The sequence below is a fragment of the Myxococcales bacterium genome (assembly GCA_016712525.1).
Lineage (GTDB): Bacteria > Myxococcota_A > Polyangia > Polyangiales > Polyangiaceae > JAAFHV01.
Genome location: JADJQX010000007.1, coordinates 1244667 through 1263479, shown reverse-complemented (window position 1 = coordinate 1263479; position 18813 = coordinate 1244667). Strand labels below are relative to the sequence as shown.

13 protein-coding genes are annotated in these 18813 nt (G+C 71.1%); 10 read left to right on the top strand and 3 right to left on the bottom strand.

Annotated features, from left to right (window positions below; translation table 11 throughout):
- The first annotated feature begins 5 nt into the window (after positions 1–5).
- The 10 genes from IPK71_22470 (at position 6) to IPK71_22425 (ending at position 15863) form a co-directional block, all read left to right on the top strand.
- Positions 6–2999 carry a hypothetical protein gene (locus IPK71_22470; GenBank protein ID MBK8216504.1) on the top strand — a complete coding sequence of 998 codons (2994 nt, stop codon included), beginning with the start codon at positions 6–8 and terminating at the stop codon, positions 2997–2999.
- Positions 2996–5173 (top strand): cyclic nucleotide-binding domain-containing protein, encoded by a 2178-nt coding sequence (locus IPK71_22465; protein ID MBK8216503.1) that lies wholly within the window; start codon positions 2996–2998, stop codon positions 5171–5173. Before IPK71_22470 ends, IPK71_22465 begins: the two co-directional genes overlap by 4 nt.
- Positions 5174–5969: 796 nt before the next feature.
- On the top strand, positions 5970–7226 hold the full coding sequence (locus IPK71_22460) for an NAD(P)-binding domain-containing protein (GenBank protein ID MBK8216502.1): 1257 nt from the start codon (positions 5970–5972) through the stop codon (positions 7224–7226).
- The gene (locus tag IPK71_22455; GenBank protein MBK8216501.1) at positions 7223–8764 is read left to right on the top strand and encodes a VWA domain-containing protein; all 1542 of its coding nucleotides are present in this window, start codon (positions 7223–7225) and stop codon (positions 8762–8764) included. The genes IPK71_22460 and IPK71_22455 overlap by 4 nt, the downstream gene beginning before the upstream one ends.
- Positions 8765–8807: 43 nt before the next feature.
- A complete protein-coding gene (locus IPK71_22450) occupies positions 8808–10574 on the top strand; it encodes a hypothetical protein (GenBank protein ID MBK8216500.1) in 1767 nt (588 codons plus the stop codon).
- A 28-nt stretch (positions 10575–10602) separates the two neighbouring features.
- Positions 10603–12003: a ribonuclease H-like domain-containing protein gene (locus tag IPK71_22445; GenBank protein MBK8216499.1), complete on the top strand. Its 1401-nt coding sequence runs from the start codon at positions 10603–10605 to the stop codon at positions 12001–12003.
- Positions 12004–12080: 77 nt separating this feature from the next.
- Entirely contained in the window at positions 12081–14579 is a 2499-nt protein-coding gene (locus IPK71_22440) for a leucine--tRNA ligase (protein ID MBK8216498.1), read from the top strand.
- Positions 14579–15148, top strand: a complete 570-nt coding sequence (locus IPK71_22435; protein ID MBK8216497.1) for a hypothetical protein — start codon at positions 14579–14581, stop codon at positions 15146–15148. The genes IPK71_22440 and IPK71_22435 overlap by 1 nt, the downstream gene beginning before the upstream one ends.
- 95 nt (positions 15149–15243) lie before the next feature.
- On the top strand, positions 15244–15654 hold the full coding sequence (locus tag IPK71_22430) for a hypothetical protein (protein ID MBK8216496.1): 411 nt from the start codon (positions 15244–15246) through the stop codon (positions 15652–15654).
- Complete coding sequence (locus tag IPK71_22425; GenBank protein ID MBK8216495.1) at positions 15651–15863, top strand: hypothetical protein; 213 nt, start codon at positions 15651–15653, stop codon at positions 15861–15863. The genes IPK71_22430 and IPK71_22425 overlap by 4 nt, the downstream gene beginning before the upstream one ends.
- 7 nt (positions 15864–15870) lie before the next feature.
- Here the strand turns inward: IPK71_22425 and lnt are convergent, their stop codons facing one another.
- Genes lnt through IPK71_22410 form a run of 3 tightly spaced genes read right to left on the bottom strand, consistent with a single transcriptional unit; the run spans position 15871 to position 18653 of the window.
- On the bottom strand, positions 15871–17472 hold the full coding sequence (gene lnt, locus IPK71_22420; GenBank protein MBK8216494.1) for an apolipoprotein N-acyltransferase: 1602 nt from the start codon (positions 17470–17472) through the stop codon (positions 15871–15873).
- A gap of 60 nt (positions 17473–17532) precedes the next feature.
- Positions 17533–18075: a peptidylprolyl isomerase gene (locus tag IPK71_22415; GenBank protein MBK8216493.1), complete on the bottom strand. Its 543-nt coding sequence runs from the start codon at positions 18073–18075 to the stop codon at positions 17533–17535.
- Positions 18072–18653 carry an FKBP-type peptidyl-prolyl cis-trans isomerase gene (locus tag IPK71_22410; GenBank protein MBK8216492.1) on the bottom strand — a complete coding sequence of 194 codons (582 nt, stop codon included), beginning with the start codon at positions 18651–18653 and terminating at the stop codon, positions 18072–18074. Before IPK71_22410 ends, IPK71_22415 begins: the two co-directional genes overlap by 4 nt.
- Positions 18654–18813 lie beyond the last annotated feature (160 nt).

Genomic DNA, 18813 nt, shown 5'->3' with positions numbered 1-18813 from the left:
GCCCCGTGAGCCCCCTGTCCGAGCTCGCCCCCGGCCGGGGCCTCCCGAGGGTCGCCGCGCCCAACGTCGAGGGCGCCTCCATCGTCGTGTGTGGAGAGGTGCGCGTCGCAGAGCTCGGCGAGGGCGTCGAGCTCGTGCGCTTTGGCTCCGCCGACCACGCGCGAGCCGAGCGCATCTACTCCCTCTCGGTGGCCGGTCTGTTCGGCATCCGCGCCGCCGGAGTCGACGCGGAGGGGCCTTGGCTCGTACGCGAGCCCGGCGCTCCGACCCTCGAGGACCGACCCGAGGTCGACCCGCTCGAGCTCGCGACGAGCCTCGCTAGGGCGCTCGCCGCGTGCGAACGTAGCGCGCTCTTCCCTGGGCCTCTGCGGCCGCGGGACGTGAGCCGCTTCGAGGGGCGGATCTCCCTGCGAGCCGACGCGCTCTATCGGGCTCTCGCCGGCATGCCCGCGGACCCTTCCGCTCGCGAGGGGGCGAGCCGGTGGGACTCCCCCGAGGTCGCGAGCGGTCGTGCGCCCGACGCCGCCTCGAATCGGTACGCGCTCGGACTGCTCGTGTACCGCGCGGCGACGGGGGCTCACCCGTTCGCCGGCGTGGGGCGGCTCGAGGCACAGAACCTCGCCGCACACGATCCGGCCCCGTTCCCATCCGAGGTTGCGAGCCGTCTGCCGCCAGGGCTCCAGTCGCTCGTGCTCGAGCTGCTCGATCCCCGGCCGGACGCGCGTCCTCGCTCCGCGGCCGATGTCGCGCGGAGGCTCGAGGCGATCGCGACCGGTCGACGAGCACGCGGAGATCGTGCGCCCTCGGAGGGGCGAAAGGCGCCCCCGGCGGCCGTGTCGACACCATCACGGCCTGCTCGTCACCTGCCGGTGAAGCGGCGGATATGGGTGTTGGCGCCCGTGGGGGTGGCTCTCGCCGCGCTCGTCACGGGGCTCCTCGCACGCTCTTCGGCGCTTCGCGTCGACCCCGTCCCGGTGGCCATGGCGCAGGGCGCGCCGCTCACCCGGGCCCGCGCCGCCGACTGCGCCCCCTGCCACGCGCGCGAGGTGTCCGAATGGCAAAGGTCCGTCATGGCGCACGCGTCGCGGAGCCCGCTCTTCGGCGCGCTCGAGAGCGTGGTCGAAGAGCAGAACGGGCGCGACGCGCGCTGCCCGAACGGTCCCGGTGCGCTGCGCTCTCGCGGGGCCGACGTGTGCACGGACGAGCGGTCGGGGCTCTCGGTCACGGGATCGGGAGGAGAGGGATGGTGCATTCGTTGCCACGCCCCGACCGAGTCGGTCCGACCGTCCGTGCCGCCGTGGTCGGCCTTTGGCAACGCATCGTCGCGACGACCTCTCATCGACATGTTCTCGGCCGAGGCGCTCGAGGGGATCTCGTGCCAAGCGTGCCATGCGACGGTCGGCCCCGTGGGCACGCACGGCTCCGGAGGCTACGAGGGAAATCCGTCCTGGACGTCCGCGCGAACGGGCAACGTCTTCTTCGCGAGGCCCGAGGACGCCGATGGGCGGTTCGGGATCGCGAACAGCGGCTATCGGATCGAGCTCTCCTCGTTCCTCGACGGGCGCGGCCAAGGCGCGCGTCCCCACGGCGCCCCGTCCGCGTCGGCCAAGGCGTACGGCCGATCGAGCGAGCTGTGCGGGAGCTGCCACGACGTTCGGTTGTTCGGCACCGACGTGATCGGGAAGGAGAGAGGCGAGCACTTCAAGCGGCTACGCAACGGCTACTCCGAATGGCGCGCGTGGGCCTCGACCGAAGAAGCCGCGGGGAGACGCGCCGCGACCTGCCAGGACTGCCACATGAGCACCTTCCCGGCGGTCTGCGAGCCCGGAGCGCCGACGCGCCCGGCCGAACGAAGCGACGCCTGTCCGCCCGGGCACAGGCTCGTGCAGCGGGCCCCGGGGGAGTACGCGAGCGGGTTTGTGTCGGGTGGAAGTGCCCGAAAAGACAAAATATTTTCTCACTACTTCACGAGCGTGGACGTGCCTCTCACGCCGAGCTTCGACCTGTCGTTCGCGAACGATCGAGCGCTCGATGCGCGAGGTGTCCCGCTCGGCTTGCGCCCGCGCCGCGATCTCCTGCTCGCTCGTTCGTTCCGCTTCGCCATCGAGGGGCCTCGTCGCACGGGGCGCACCCTCGAGGTCCCCGTCGTGCTCGAGAACGTCGGCGCCGGTCATCGCGTCCCGGCCGGCTTCAGCCAGGAGCGGGAGGTGTGGGTCGAGCTCCGGGTGCTCGATGCTCGCGGAGACGTCGTGTACGAGGTCGGCCGCGTCGACGGGCCCGGAGACGACCTCCACGACAAGCGTTTTCTCCGCGTCAACGTGCGCGACGTGGTCGGACAGGGGCGCGGCCAGGGCCGCACGTTCGGCCGCGACGAGGATCCCGACGGTCGCCCCTTGGGGGTCTTCGGGGCCGATGTCGTCGATGGGCCGGACGTGCCCGACTGGAGCCCGAGCCCGAGGCTCGGCGGTACGTCCTTCCGAGGCCGAGGCCTCGTGAACCTCCAGAACGGGTTCTTGCGATGTGTTCGCTGCATCGGCTTCGTCGACGGAAAGGGGCGATGCCAGCCGGGCCCGGGCCAGGGGAGGACACGCGCCGACCGTTACGAGGACGCGCCCTACGACCCCGAGACGGGCGAGTGCCGCTCGAACCTCTCGGGGGGCGAAGAGCTCTTCGAGACCTACTTCCCCATCGGCGCGCTCGACGCGGATCGGGGCACCGCGAAGGCCCCCGACGCGATCGTCGACACCCGATCCGCGCCGCCGGGCGTGCCGCTCACGTACACCTACGTGCTCGACACGGGAGCACACCAAGGTCCGTACCGCGTCGAAGCGAAGCTTCGATTTCGCAGCTTCCCGCCGTTCCTGGTGCGGGCGTTCGCGGCGTACGAGGCGGAGCAGGCGGCGCGGGGGGCGCGGCCCTCGGGGCCACAGGTCGACGTGGCGATGCTCTCGCGGATCGACGTCGTGGACATCGGCAAGGCGAGCGCGAAGATCGAATGACGACGCTCGATCCGCTCGTTTTCCGTGCGGCTCTCCTCCGTGGCCTCGACGCGCGCGGGCGGAGTGACGTCGGCTCGGCCGGTCGGGTCGTCGCACGCGCGTCGGGGGAGCGCCTCTACGCGACGGGAGACGCCGCCGACGCCGTGTTCGTCGTGATCTCCGGAGCGCTCCGTGTGGTCGAGCTCGAGAGACGGGGCGCGGCCGCCCGTGTGTCGGAGCGGGTGGTCCGAGGGTTCGAGGTGACCGGAGAGGAGGCCGTCCTCGGTCCGTCGGCCGTTCGCCACGCCGACGCCTTCGCGGTCGGGGCGAGCGAGATCGCCGAAATCCCCTTCGTGGTCCTCGAGCGGGCCCTCGTCCGGGCGGGCGGCCAGGATCTGCTCGAGAAGACCGTCCGCGCCGCGCGCCGGCGTTTGCTCGAGCGCCGCCTCGAGGCATCGGGCCTCCTCGAGGGGCTCGACGACACATCACGGGGAGAGCTCCTCGACCTCGCCGTCGTTCGCGCCCACGAGCGAGGAGAGATCGTCGCGAGGCCGACCGACCCCGCGACCCGTGCGTGGCTCGTGATCGACGGCCTCGTCGGGATCTCGGACGTCGGCCCCGAGGCCAAGCCGGTGCCGACGGGGTACGTCGGCGCGGGCGACGTCGTGTGCGAGCCCGACCGGGGCGCCCTGGACGTGACGCTCTACGCCGCGGGGCCCTCGACGCTGGCCGTGTTTCCATCGGCTCGTTTCTGCGAGATCGTCGCGCGCGGACGTGGAGATCTCGACGTCCTCCGGCGCGGCCGGCTCCCGCGCCGCGCGCCCACGAAGACGGGCACGACGGCCCACGTGGTCGAGGACCTCTACCGCGTGACCATCGCTCGCTCGCTCCTCGTCATCGACCAAGACGCGTGCGTCCGATGCGGCCACTGTGTGGTTTCGTGTGGGAGCGCACACGACGACGGTGTGCCGAGGCTCACGCGGCGCGGTGACAAGCTGCTCCTGCCGGTGGTTCGAGAGGGGGGAAAGCCCGGGACCGCCAGGGAGGCCGCGAGCCTGCTCCTCCCGAACAGTTGTCAGCACTGCAAAAACCCCGCGTGCCTCCGAGACTGTCCGACGGGGGCCATTCGCCGTGACGGTCGCGGGGAGGTCCGGATCGAGCCTGCGCTGTGCACCGGCTGCGGCAACTGTGTTCGCGCGTGCCCATGGGAGAACGTGAGCCTCGTGCCGAGGAGCCCCGAGAGCAAAGCGGCGACGGGCTTCTCGGAGGTCGCGGTCAAATGCGACCTGTGCGAGGGGACGGGGCATGGGCCGGCGTGTGTGTCGTCGTGCCCCGTCGAGGCCATCGCGCGTGTCGACCCGAGCGATTCCCCGGTCCTCGGCGGCGCGGACGGGAGCTCCATCGTCGCCCCGGAGGGACGTGCCCTCCTTTGGCCATGGGTCGTCCTCGGCGCTGCCGTCGCGGGCGGGTTTCCGTTCACGCGGGTGTCGGCGCCCACGGCCGGGCTCGTCGCGCTCGTGCTCTCGGGAGCGGCGCTCGCGTACGTCGCCAAGAAGCGCGGTCGTCCTTCGGAGCGTACCGGGAGGACACGTCTCCACTACGTGGCCCACGTGGCGATCGGCACGGCTGCTACCTCGGCGACGGTGGGGCACGCCCTCACCGCATCGAGCTCCACGACCGGTCGTCTCGCGTTCCTAGCCCTCATCGCCGTGTCCGTCCTCGGGGGGCTCTCGACGATCGCGTACGCCGTGCTTCCCCCGATGCTCGCGCGCGTCGAACGTGACGGGGCGCTCCCCGAAGATCTCCCTCGGCGCCGCGTCGAGAACGAGCGGATGCTCTTCCAAACGCTCAGCGGGCGAAGCGATGTGGTAAAGAAGATTTACGAAATCCTTCTGCGCCCGTACATAGGGCTGCGCCTCGGGGGCCTAGCGCTCCTCGTGTCCGGGCGGTCCCTGTCCGCCGAGAAGCGGCGCCTCCGCTCCGAAGCCGACGCCATGCTCGAGGGGCGAGGCTCCGGAAAGCTCGCGGGGCTCGACACGCTGATCGACCTCGCCGTCGAAGGGAGGGCGCTCTCTGCACGGGGGCTCGGTGGCGCGTGGGTTCGTGGTCTCCCGGTCGCCCATTCTGTCGTCGTGGCCGCGTTCGTCGTGGCCCTCGGGGCGCACCTGCTCGCCGTACGTTGGGGGGGGCCGTGAGAGGCACGAGCGACGAGCGTCGTCCGCGGGCCATCGCGATGGTCGCGTTCGCCGCGGCCTTGGGCACCGCGGTTGGGCTCGGCATCCAAAGCCGCGCCGGCACGCTCGAAGCCGCGCGCCCTCTCGCGCCCCCTCATGTGGCGGCGAAGGTCTCTTGTGCGTCGTGTCACGTCGCCGGCGCGGGGGAGCTTCGTACGGTGACGTGCGCGCCGTGCCACGTGAGGGAGCTCCACACGTCGACCCGCGCGGGTCACGTGAGGCTCGGCACCGACGCGCGGCTCTCGTGCGCGTCGTGCCACCCCGCCCACACGGGATTCCAAGGAATCGCGTTCCGAGAAGCGGGCGCGCGCCGCTTCGGCCCCGCCGCGGCGAAAGAGCTTCACCTCGACGGTCCTGGGCCCGAAGGACAGGCCGTGCCGATCGTGGCCGTCGCCGCATGTACGCCGTGTCACGTCCCGAGTGACCCTCGTGATCCGTTCGCCCGGTGCCTCCCGCCGCCCGACGCTCGTGGTCCGAGCTGGGCGACCACGCCGGTCGTGTGCCTCGACGAGCACACCCACGCCGGCAACGAGCCTCGCCCCGCCCGTGGCGTATGCGGAGCCCAGCACGGCACGAAGCACCTCGCGGCGCAGGAGCTCGCCGTCGGCCTCGCGCGGTCGTCGCCCTGGCAATCGGGGCCATCCGAGCGCGGGGTTCCTTGGCTCCCTTTGGGGACGGCCGCGCTCTTCGCTCTCGTCACCGCGGCGCTCGTGCTTCCCGAGCGTCACGGCCAGAAAAAGCCGCACCGCAGCTCCCGTTGCCGGCGAAGAAACGAAAGCTCCCCACGATCGACGCGAGCCGCTGCCTCGGCTGTCACGCCTGCGTCGAGGCGTGTCCGTTCGACGTGCTCGCGGTCGAGAGCTACGTCGCCAAGGTGGTGCGACCCGAGGAGTGCTGCGGTGTGGTCCTGTGCGCACAAGTGTGCCCGAACGGGTCCCTCACGATCCGTGACGAAGGGGAGGTGGTCACGCGCGTGCCGCTCACGGAGCACCTCGAGAGCGAGCGTGTCCCTGGGGTATTCGTCGCCGGTGACGTGACGGGAATGCCGCTCATCAAGAACGCCATCGCCCAAGGGGATCGTGTCGCGCGGCGCATCGCCGAGACCCTGCCGCGTGGCAGCGCTCCCGCGGGCGCGCTCGACGTCGTGATCGTCGGGGCAGGTCCGGCGGGCCTCGCTTCGGCCCTGCGCCTCGGGGGAGAGGGGCGATCGTGCGTGGTGCTCGAGCAGGGCGCGCTCGCGTCGAGCATCCTGAGCTTCCCGCGCGGGAAGATCGTGCACGATCCGCCGCTGTCGCTGCCCGTCGAGGGGGACCTCTGGCTCGAAGAGACGACCAAGGAGGCGCTCGTCGCGCAGTGGCAGCGCATCGTTCGTCAGCGGCGCATCGACGTCCGCGAGGGCTCTCGGGTGACCGGCGTGGTCGCCGAGGAAGGCGTGTTTCGGGTCGCCTTCGTCACCGGCGACCGGGAGGAGACTCTCGTCGCGCGGCGCGTGATCGTGGCGACGGGGCGGCGGGGTAGCCCGAAGGCCCTCGACGTCCCGATCGCGCCCGAAGCCGAGGGGCGCGTTCACTACGCGCTCGTCGACGCTGCCGCGTTCGCTCGAAAGCGCGTCGTCGTGGTAGGCCTCGGCGACTCCGCCATGGAGGCGGCTCTCGCGATCGCGAAGCAGCCCGGGGCGCGGGTGACCGTGGTCGCTCGGGCCGACGGGTTCGTCCGCGGCAAGGCCAAGAACGTGGCCGAGATGGAGCGCGCCATCGCCGAGGGCGCCGTCGTGGTGCGGTTCGGCGCCGAGGTGAACGCCATCGGCGCCCGCCAAGTGAGAGTGGGGCGCCGGGGCGGGGGCGGGCCGGTCGACACCCTTCCGGCCGACGCCGTGGTGGTGCTCGTGGGCGGCCAACCCTCTTGGGATCTCCTCGAAAAGATAGGGATTTGTGCCCCCGAGCAGAAAGTCGCGGGGCCCGAGAACTTTGCCGAGGCCGGAGCGTACGAATCGGCTTCGGAGGCCGGTGGATGAAGGCGACGACCCTCTTCGGTGTTTCTCTCGCGTGTGTGCTTGCCTCGAGCGCGGCGGCGCTCGCCGTGCCGCTCCCCGACAGGGCTCCCGTGACGACCCCGTCCTCCGCGGGCGCGAGCGTCGTCGCCGAGCTCCCCCAGAAGGGCTCGCAGCTGTCCGTCGGGAAGACGTTGCTCCTCGACGCGCGGCTCGGTCACGCGACGCTCGCGCGCTCCGGGAGCGGTGAGACCTACCTCTTCGCCCAGGTCACGGGCTCGGAGTCCGCGCCCGTCGCGGCGGCGCCGAAGGTGAGCCTCGGCATCGTCATCGACCGCTCGGGCTCGATGAAGGGTGCACGCATCGCTCACGCCATGGACGCGGCCTCCGCGGCGGTCGAGCGGATGCGCGACGGGGACACGGTCTCGGTCGTGGCGTTCGACACGGTCTCCGAGGTCGTCGTCCCTCCGCAGGTCGTCTCTGCCGAGTCGCGAGCCCGCATCGTCGCGAAGATTCGCGGCATCCGGCTCGGTGGCGACACGTGCATCTCGTGCGGGCTCGAGTCGGCGATGCACGAGCTCATGGCCGGAGGCCGAACGGAAGGGGGCGTCACGCGCATGCTCCTCCTCTCCGACGGCGCGACGAACTCGGGCATCCGTGACATCCCCGGGCTGCGCTCGCTCGCCGCGCGCATGCGCGATCGGGGGTGCACGATCTCGACCATCGGCGTCGACGTCGACTTCGACGAGAAGGTCATGGCCGCGATCGCCAACGAGGCCGCCGGGCGGCACTACTTCGTGAAAGACTCGAGCACCCTCGCGAGCGTGTTCACCCAAGAGTTCGACTCGCTCGTCGCGTCGGTCGCGAGCGACGGCGAGCTCACGATGACGCTCGCGCCCGGCGTGGAGGTCGAGCAAGTGTTCGACCGCACGTTCCGGAGGGAGGGCGATCGCGTCGTCGTTCCTTTCGGGTCCGTCTCGAAGGGACAACAAAAGACGGTGCTCATGAAGCTTCGTGTGCCCGTCGGTGTCATGGGCGAGCGCCCGGTGGCCGATCTCCGCCTCACGTACCGGGATCTCGTCGAGCGCTCCGATGGGGCGTGCAGCGGGTCCCTCGCCCTCGGTGTGCGCGAGGGCCTGGAGGACGCGCCGCTCGACCCGTTCGTCGCGGCGAGGCTCGAACGAAGCCGCACTGCCGCGACCCTCACCCAGGTGAACCTCCTCGTCGAGCAGGGCAAGATGGCCGAGGCGCAAGCTCGCCTCGCGGGCCGTCGGGCCGAGCTCAAGAAGGCCGAGTCCGTCGCGCTCGCGAACCCGTTCCCCGCGGGCCCCGCCCCTCGGGCGGCCCGAAGCCTCGACCGCGATTTCCAAGAGCAGCTCGGCGCCGTCGCTTCGGCCGAGAGCTTTGGCGGCTCTGGCGCTGGTGTGGGGGGAGGTGGGTTCGCACAGCCCCCGTCCGGTCGCGTCGTGGCTCCTGCTGCCGCCCCACCCGCGCCCGCGTCCCCGGCCACCAAAGGCGCGGTACGGCAGAACCAGCAGGCCGCATCCGATCTCGCCTTCTGACGAGGACCGCGCGCCGATACACGACGCCTGATACGGTCGCCCGGTGACCGATCCCGACGACGCTGCTCGGCCCGAGCCCCTTCGTCTCGAGCGGATGCCCCCCGATCCGCCTCTCGAACGCCCCCCCGCCCGCGGGCGAGCGTGGCCGCCTGCGATCGCCTGGTTCGGCTTCTCGGCGTTCTGGGGCCACATGCGGCACCTCTTGGCGTCGGCCATCGCGACCGACAACGTCGACTCGCGCCAGTGGATGGCGCCGGAGCCTCCCGACGAGCTCCTCGCGCGGGCCGTGAGGCGCCTCCGGGATCGCGGCGCTCGAGAGGCGCCGACGCTCGCCGGGGCGATGGGGGGCACGGTGTGGATCGACTTCGTGTCGGACACCGGGGACGACGTCACCGTGAGCGAGCGTGTGGCGGAGCTCGTCGCGCGGGAGTACGAGGTCGAGGATGGCGGCCGGCGAGAGCGCCTCCCGCGAGGCGACGTGCTCTTCCTCGGGGGGGACCTGGCCTACCCCGTGGCGACCGTGCGCGAGGTGACGCGGCGGCTCGTCGAGCCTTGGAATCGTGTGCTCTCGGCGCTCCCGGAGGAGCCCCAGCGCTTGCTGCTGGCCGTGCCCGGAAACCACGATTGGTACGACGGGCTCGACGGCTTCGCGCGCCTCTGCCAAGCCCCGATGCCCTTCGAGGACACGAGCGAGCTCGATCCGACGCGCCCACGCCCGAACGCGTTCCCGGTGCTCGCGTGGGCCGAGGCCTTCGCCAAGGGAGTGCAGGTCGCGAAGCCCCGCGCGATGGCGCTCTCGGGGTACGTCCCCGTCCAGCGGACGAGCTACTTTCGGCTGCCTCTCGCCCGCGATCTCGAGCTCTTCGGGGTCGACCGGCAGCTGAAGCAGGTCGACGAGCGGCAAAAGGCCTTCTTCGCCCACGGCTCTTCTCCGGGCGAGCGGCGGGCGCGGATGATCGTCGTCCCGGACCCGGCGCGGGCCTTCGGGGACGTGAGCCCGCACGGGGAAAAGACGCTCTCGGCCCTCGGCGTTACTCCGTCCGAAGCGCCTACGTTCGTGCTGGCGGGCGACATCCACCACTACGAGCGCTCGCTCGAGGGAGAGAGCCTCCACGTCGTCGCGGGTGGGGGAGGGGCGTTCCTCCACGGCGCGCGCATCGCGGGGGGGGCCGCGTACGCGATCGTCGCCGAGTTCCCAGGAAAACGTGCGTCGCGAGCGCTCCTCGCGCGCCTCCCCGCGACCCTCGCGCTCGGCGGCTCGGGGTGGCTCGTCCTGATCTTCTTCGCGGTCATGTCGACCCCTCCGCTCCTCGCGTCGGCCTCCGGGGCGTCCGAGCTCGCCTCGGTCCTCGCCTCGGCCGTGGGGCTCGTGTACGCCGTCGCGGCGGGGCTGCTCGTCGGCCTCCGAAAGCACCGCGCGCACAGGGTCGTCCCGTTCTCCGTCGCGACGGGGGCGCTGCTCGCGTTGGTCCCTGTCGGCTTGGGCCGCGCGCTCGCGAGCGTCGTGACGGGTGGGGTGTGGGCCTTGAGTGTGCTCGTCGCGCTCGGCGTCGCGACGGTCGTCTGCGGAGGGCTCTTCGGCGCGTTCCTGGCGCTCCTCGCGGCGATCGGCGTGAACCACGAGCAGCCGTGGGCGGCGCTCGGCGTCCCGGGGTTCAAGTGCTTCGTGCGAATGCGTGTCCGCGAGATCGACGGCGAGCCCACGCGCATCGACGCGTGGGTGATAGGACAGGTCGATCCGGTGCGGCGCTCTCCACCTAGGATCGTGGATCGATTCGCTTTTTCGTCGGACCGCGGGGCGGTGGACTGAGCACGCGTGCAGGGGTAAGGTGAAGCCCATGCGCCTCCGTGGTCGACTCTCCCGCCTCGCGCTCCCCCCGGACGAGGTCGAGGCGCGCCCGCGGTTCGGCGACGCGAGCGATCTCGGCGACGGAGACGATCCGAGGCGCGCGAGCGAGCGCCCCGAGCCCGCGCGGGAAGGGAACGTCCGCGACGTGCTCCCGGAGGAGATCGCCCCGGGAGACAAGCTTCGAGAGCTGCGTGAGCGCATGAACCGCGTGCTCGAGCGGAGCCGAGGAGAGGCTCCACGCCGCGCCCCCGAGGTGGACCTCCCCGAGCTCCCGTTCGTCACCGAAGAGAGCGAGCGAGGTCCTTTGCACGTGCGGGCGCGTCGCCTCTCGGCCGCCCACCGCGTCGGGCACGTGTCGCTCTCTCCGGCGCGTGAGGCCCGCGCGGACGTGCTCGCGCTCCTCGCGCTCGACCCGACGCTCGCCGCGCGAAACCCCGAGCGCGCGCTCTACCTCGACACGGAGACCACGGGCCTCTCGGGCGGCACGGGCACGGTCGCGTTCTTGGTGGGGCTCGCGTACTGGGAGGGCACGTCGGTCGTCACCGAGCAAATCCTCGTGCGCGAGCTCGGCGAGGAGGCCCCCATGCTCGCGCGTGTGGCCGAGCGCCTCGCGGCCGCCGACATGCTCGTCACCTTCAACGGCAAGAGCTTCGACATGCCGCTCCTCCGGACGCGCTTCGTGCTCGCGGGCCTCCCGTTGCCGCCCGAGCCGCCTCACCTCGACCTCGTGCACGTGGCGCGGCGCCTCCACAAGGCCCGCAAGGTCCCCTGCAAGCTCACGAAGCTCGAGGAGCACGTGCTCGGCTTCGTCCGCGAGGACGACGTGCCCTCGGGCGAGGTCGCGGGGCATTACTTGCATTTTCTCCGCACCGGGGACACGCGGGGCCTCGTGGGCGTCGTCGACCACAACGGGTGGGACGTCGAGACCATGGTCGCGCTCGTCGCGCTCTACGGCGAGCCCCTCGAGGACACCAAGCTCTCGGCGAAAGACCTCGTCGGCGTGGCCGATGCGCTCCGCCGGTCCTCGCGCATCGACGAGGCCCTCGGCGTGGTCGACCGGGCGCTCGAGGGGGGAGCAGGACCGGACGGGCTCCGTGCGCGCGCAGGGCTCCACAAGGCCCGGGGAGAGCGTCGCGCCGCGCTCGTCGACTTCGAGGCGCTGGTTTCGCAGGTCGACTGCCCCAAGGCGCGCCTCGAGCTCGCGAAGCTCTACGAGCACCTCGAGAAGGCCCCAAAGAGGGCCCTCGAGGTCCTCGAGCAGGGCACCTCCGAGGCGCCCGAGCTGTCCGCCCGAAGGCGCGCGCGCCTCGAAAAGAAGGCCGAGCGGGCCACCACCCTGGGCGCCTCCCTCGGGGGCGACGGGCCGCTCTTCCGAGGCACGAAGCGCTGAGACCGAACGGGCCCCGAAGGTCCGCGGCGAGCCCTCGGGGGCGCGCCGAAGCGCCGCGAGTGTGGTAAAGCGGGGCCATGTCGGAACCGGCGAACGTGACGTACGAGCCCGCGGTGATCGAGCCGAAGTGGCAGAAATACTGGGAAGAGAACCGCACCTTCGTGGCCACGCGCACGCCTGGTCGACCGAAGGCCTACGTGCTCGACATGTTCCCGTACCCGTCGGGCGCCGGCCTCCACGTGGGCCACCCCGAGGGCTACACCGCGACGGACATCGTCTGCCGCAAGAAGCGTATGCAGGGCGTCGACGTGCTCCACCCGATGGGGTGGGACGCCTTCGGCCTCCCCGCCGAGCAGCACGCCATTCGCACGGGCAAACACCCGCGCGAGACCACGGCGGGCAACATCGGCAAGTTCCGAGGGCAGCTGAAGCGCCTCGGGTTCAGCTACGACTGGGACCGCGAGGTCGACACCACGGACCCGGGCTATGTGCGCTGGACGCAGTGGATCTTCTTGAAACTGTTCGAGAAAGGGCTCGCGTTCCAGCAGTCCGACATGCCCGTCAACTGGTGCCCGCAGCTCGGCACCGTGCTCGCGAACGACGAGATCGTCGACGGCAAGAGCGAGGTCGGCGGGTTTCCGGTCGAGCGCCTCAAGATTCGCCAGTGGTCGCTCCGCATCACCGAGTACGCCGACAAGCTGCTCGCCGGCCTCGACGGGCTCGACTGGCCCGAGACGAAGGTCAAACAGGCGAACTGGATCGGCCGGAGCGAGGGCGCGCTCGTCGACTTCGTCATCGAAGGCAACGAAGCCGCGGTCGTCACGGTCTTCACGACGCGGGTCGATACGCTCCCCGGGGCGACGTACGTCGTGCTCGCGCCCGAGCACGCCCTCGTGCCTGCGATCACGTCTCCCTCCGAGCGCGCGAAGGTCGACGCCTACGTGGCCGAGGCGGCGAAGAAGAGCGACATCGACAGGTCCGACGCCACCCGCGAGAAGACGGGCGTGTTCACCGGGGCGTACGCGAAGAACCCTGTCAACGGCGAGGCCGTGCCCGTGTGGCTCGGCGACTACGTCATCGCCACCTACGGGACGGGGGCCGTGATGGCGGTGCCGGCCCACGACGAGCGCGATCACGCGTTCGCCGTGAAATACGAGCTTCCGATCGTTGCGGTGGTCGACGACGCGGAAGGCACAGCGAAGGACGTCTCGGCCGAGGCCTTCACCGACGACGGCCGTGCGTCTCTCGGGGCCAAAGAGCGCTCGCGGTGCCCGCTCGAAGTGGGGGAGCTCTCGGCCGCGGTGCGCGCTCGGATCACGGCGTGGCTCACGAGCGAAGGTCGGGGCCGCTCCAAGGTCACCTACAAGCTGCGCGACTGGGTCTTCTCGCGCCAGCGTTACTGGGGCGAGCCCATCCCCATCACCTTCCCCGTCGAGTGCGCGGGCGACCCGCGCGAAGAGGGTGCATCCTACACCGTTCGGTACGACCAGCCGATCCCGGTGCCCGTGTCCGAGCTGCCGCTGCTCTTGCCCGACCTCGAGGACTTCAAGCCCGGCCAAGATCCGGCGGGGCCGCTCGCCCGCGCCAAGGAGTGGCGCTTCTTCCAGAAGGATGGCGCGTGGTTCGCCCGTGAGACGAACACGATGCCGCAGTGGGCGGGCTCGTGCTGGTACTACCTGCGCTTCCTCGATCCGAAGAACACGTCCGAGGCGTTCAGCCGCGAGGCGTACGACGCGTGGATGCCGGTCGACCTCTACGTCGGCGGCGCGGAGCACGCGGTCTTGCACCTCCTCTACGCGCGCTTCTGGCACAAGGTGCTCTACGACCTCGGCCTCGTCGCGCACGCCGAGCCCTTCGGGAAGCTCGTCCACCAGGGCCTCATCTTGGGCGAGAACGGCCAGAAGATGAGCAAATCGCTCGGCAACGTGGTGAACCCCGACGACGTCGTGAAGAGCCACGGGGCCGACGCGCTCCGCCTCTACGAGATGTTCATGGGCCCGCTCGAGGCCGTGAAACCCTGGCAAACGAACGGGATCGAGGGTGTCGCGCGGTTCCTCGAGCGTGTGTGGAACGTGGCGACCGGCAAGGTCACCGACGACCCTTCGGCCTACGACGACGAGACGAAGCGCGCCGTGCACAAGTGCGTGAAGAAGGTCGGCGAGGACATCGACGCGCTCCGCTTCAACACGGCCATCAGCGCGATGATGATCCTCGTGAAGCACCTCGGCGCGTTGCCGGCCGTGCCCCGCGAGGCGCTGAAGATGCTCGTGCTCGTGCTCTCGCCGTTCGCGCCGCACATCGGCGAGGAGCTCTGGCAGCGCCTCGGCGGCGCCTCGACGCTCGCGTACGAGCCCTGGCCGGCCTTCGATCCGGCCCTCGTCGTGGACGCCGAGATCGAGATCGGCGTTCAGGTGAACGGTAAAGCGCGTGGCGTCATTCGTATCCCGGCCGAGGCCGACGAGGCGACCGCCAAGGCCGCGGCGCTGGCCGACGAGAAGGTGCGCACCTTCGTGGGCGACAAGCCCATCAAGAAGGTCATCTACGTGAAGGGCCGCATCGTGAACGTCATCGTGTGATGCGCGCGCGGCTCGGAGCCCTCGTCGCGATCGTCGGGATGGCGGCGCTCGCAGGGACCGCGTGCGGGTATCGGCCCCTCGCGGCCCACGACACGACGGCGCGCGGGGGCGAGCCCGCCACGGGGAGGCTCGCCGTGGTGCGTGGTGCGAGCCTCGCCCCGTACCCGGCCGCGGCCGACGCGCTGACCGCGGCCGTGTCCGCGAGGCTCGCCGAGGCGCGTGAGCTCCGCTCGGGCGAGGGGTACCCGCGTGTCGAGATCGAGCTCTTGCGGGTCGACGAGCTCGCCGAAGGCATCGCGGAGGTCGGGGCGTCGCCGCTCGGGCGAGGGGTGCGGATCGTGGTCGTTGGGCGCGCGCGGGTCGTGCGGGCGCCCGGGGAGGAGCCGGCGTTCGACACGGGAGACGTCTCGGCGAACGTCGTCGCGAGCGCGTCGGGGCCCGCGGCGAGCGCGCTGGTCGTCCGTGACGAGGCCGCCGTCGGGGCCGCGAGGGCGCTCGGCCGAAGGCTCGCCGAACGGGTGCTCGGGCTGCCCGCGCCGACCGACGAGGGGCGGGGAAACGACTTCTGACCCGCCGCGCGCGGCCGTTCGCCCCGCACCTTCGACCGCTCCCGCGATCTTGTGCCCCGAGGCCTCGGCGAAGGTCGCACACTTGCGGTGTGAAGATGCGCGAGGTCTCCGTGCTCGTCGCCGTTCGTGCGTCGGCGCTCGCCGCTCTCGTCACGATCGGTGTCTTCGTCGGGGTCCTCGGCGCGAGCGGGGCCGGGCTGCGCACCCACGTGCCGAGCGAGGCTCGTCACACGACGGTGTGCACGTGGGCGTGCCACAACCACGGCTGTTCGCACGGCGCGAGGCTCCCGCCGTGGCTCTCGGGCGATCGCGGGCTCTTCGGCGCCACGATCCGTGGGCTCGCGCGAGCGGGTCACGGGCTCTCCGACGACCCTCGTGTAGGCTACGGCGCCGCGAACCTGCTCCTGCTCGCGTTCGGATGGCCTTCGCTCCTGCTCGGGCTCTTCGGCGTGGCCGCCTGGCAACGGGCGAAGCTCGGGGCGCTGCGAGCGTCGAGGCAGCCATGACGCTCACGGAGCTCGGCACGATGGCCTACGTCGCGTGTGTCGACGTCGAGCTCGCCTTGGGGCGTGCTCTCGGCCTCTCGTACCGTGACATCAACGCGGGCCTCTTCTTCGTGCTCTTCCCGCTCGCGACGCTCGCTCTCGCGGCGACGGTCGTGGGCCAAGGGGCGAGGCTACGAGGGCTGCGTCGTGCGGAGAAAGTGAAACAATAACCGATGGTTACGCGACCTTTGGGGCCTCGACGGGGGTGGGCTTCTTCGGCTTGGCGAGGAAGGCGAGGTAGAGCATCGCGACCGTGACGAGCAGCCACGGCGCGTCGCCGACGACCTCGTAGAGGGTGCCGTCGCTCAAGAAGTGCACGGTGGCCTCGAGGGTCTCGGGCTGGAAGGTCTTCGTGTGGCCGAGCGTGCGCCCCACGGGATCGATGACGGCCGACACGCCGCTGTTCGTCGCGCGGACGAGGTAGCGGTGGTGCTCCACGGCCCGCATCTTGGCGAGCGCGAGGTGCTGCCACGGCTCGAGCGTGTCGCCGAACCAGGCGTCGTTCGTGATGTTCACGAGGAGGTCGGGCTTCGCCTCGTTCACGAGATCGTTCGTGAAACGCGGGAGGATGTCCTCGTAACAGATGAGCGTGCCGAGCTTGTGATCCTTGCCGTCGCGCGTGAAAAGGAGAGGCGAAAACTCCTTTCCTTTCGAGAACCTACCGCTGTTGGGCGACCACTTGTGGAGGATCGGGAGCTCTTCGCCGAAGGGCAGGTACTCGCCGAACGCGAGGAGGTAGTGTTTGTCGTAGCGGGCCGTGACGTCGCCCTTTTGGTTCGACGAGAGGGCGGTGTTGAACCAGCGCTCGCGGTCCGGGTCGACGCGGTAGACGACGGCGCCGAAGATGAGCGGCACGCCGGCCGAGCCCGACACGCGGTCCTTCATGAACGGCCCGTACATCGCCTCGGGCACGGCGAAGGTCACCGACGACTCGCTCCACACGACGAGCTCGGCGCCCTTCTGGCGGAGCTCCTGGGTGAGCCGCTTGTGGCGACGGAGGCCCTCGCCCGGATCCTCGCGCTTCTGCATGAGCCCGAGGTTGCCTTGCACGAGGCCGACCTTGAGCGGCTCGGCGGCCGCGGCCTTCGCGTCGATCTGCGCGATGCGTGCGAGGCCGTACACGAGGGCGAGGGCGAACACGCCGAGCGCCACGCCGGGGATCCTGCGGTCGAGCGTGCGTCGCTCGAGCTTGGCCAAGAGCAGCTCGCCCGCGGCGACGTTGGTGCAGAGGAGCACGACCCCGACGAGGATCGGGCCGGCGAGATCGGCGGTCTGGGCGAGCACCGGCGTGTCGTGCGTGACTCCGGCGAAGTACCAGGTGAAGAGGGCAGGGAAGACGAGCTCGGCCGCGGCGAACGTGCCCAGGAACACGAGCGGACGGAGCGCGCCGGGGTCGCGGCCTTCGACGGCGAAGCGCTGGCGGATGCGCGCGTAGAGGTAGCCGTGCAGCGCCGAACGCCCGCCTTGGAACGTGGCGACGATCAAGACGAAGAACGCGCAAATGGGCGCCGGGAACCCGCTGAAGGTCTTCAGCATGCCCATGAGCCAGTAGAACCCGGTGGCGTTCATGGTGGCCCCTTGGAGGAGGCCGAGCCACGCGGCGCGCTTCGGCGCCTGACCTTCGAGCGCGATGTAGAAAGGCACGAACGCGACGAGCGCGAACGGCCACAGGTCGATGCCCGGGAACGCGAGGAAGTAGAAGAGACCCGAGATGCATGCCCCGAGCGCGGCGAGGCCTGCGGGCAGGGGCCTTAGAGGGCGTTCCGAGGTGGCGGTCATGGGCGGGGCATCCGTGCGCGGTGGAAGGAAAACGTGAGGCCCGGGGCGACGGACCGCGGCCTACTCGGTGCGGACGATCACGTGGAAGCCGAAGGGCGTCTCCACCACGTTCGACACCTCGCCGACCGCGAGGCGGAACGCGGCCTCTTCGAACGCCGGAGCCATTTTTCCGCGGCCGAATTTGCCGAGGGCGCCCCCACGGCCGGCAGCGCCGGGCTCGTCGGAGTATTCGGTCGCGAGGCGCGTGAAGCTCTCGCCACGCCGCGCCCGCGCGAGGACCTTTTGTGCGAGCGCCTCGGCTTGCTCCCGCGTGCGGACGACCGACGCCGGAGCCCGCTCGGCCCCCACGTACTGGACGAGCACGTGGCGCGCGCCGACCTCTTTGGGCGCGACGCCCGAGGGAGAGGGCTTGGGGGCGGGGGGCGCGCTCTCGCCGACCGGTTCGGCCGCGGAGCTCGAGGGAGCCTCGGACGGGACCGCGGCTGCGGAAGACTTGGCCTCGGCCGCCGTGCCTTCGGGGGCCGCCGCGACGACCTGCGCCGTGCCGCAGCCGAGCGCCGCCGCCGCGAGGAGCGACGCGAGCGCGAGCCCGCGGCCCGTCATGGCTTCTTCTTGATCTCGAGGAGCTCGACCTCGAACACGAGCGTGGCGCCCGGGGGGATCACGGGCGGAGCGCCGCGGTCGCCGTAGGCCATCGACGGCGGGATCACGAGCTTTCGTTTTCCGCCGGGCTTCATGCCCTTCACGCCCTCGTCCCAGCCCTTGATGACGTTGCCTTGGCCGAGCTGAAAGTCGAAGGGTTTCCCGTGTTTACGTGAGGCGTCGAACTCTTTCCCGTCCGTGAGGGTGCCCACGTAGTGGACGGAGATGAAGTCCCCGGCCTTGGCCTCGGGGCCTTTGCCGACGGTGAGGTCCTTCTTCTCGAGGGGCTTCTCGGGCTCCTTGGGCTTCTCGGGCTCCTTGGGCTTCTCGGGGTCTTTGGGCTTCTCGCCGTGCGGGTTGTCGCCGTGCGGGTTGTCGCCGTGCGGGTTCGCGGCCGGCTTTTCCGCGCCGCCTGCCGGCTCCTTCGTCACGGTCACGGGCTCCTCGTCTTGGGGGGCCGTGAGCTTGGAGCAACCGATCGAGCCGAGGCCGAGGCCGAGCGCGAGGACCGAGGCAAAAAGGCGGGTTCTTTGGACCATGAGCCCCGGCAACCTACCTTTATCCGCCGCGTTGTAAAGCCCCCGTCGTGTGTCCGGCCCCGTCGGGCGGGTGGCGCCCCGTCGAGTGACAAATCCCATGAAATGAGCGAGCGTACGGCGATTCGGCCCCCCGGACCGAGGCGCGCGCTCGGCCCGCCCT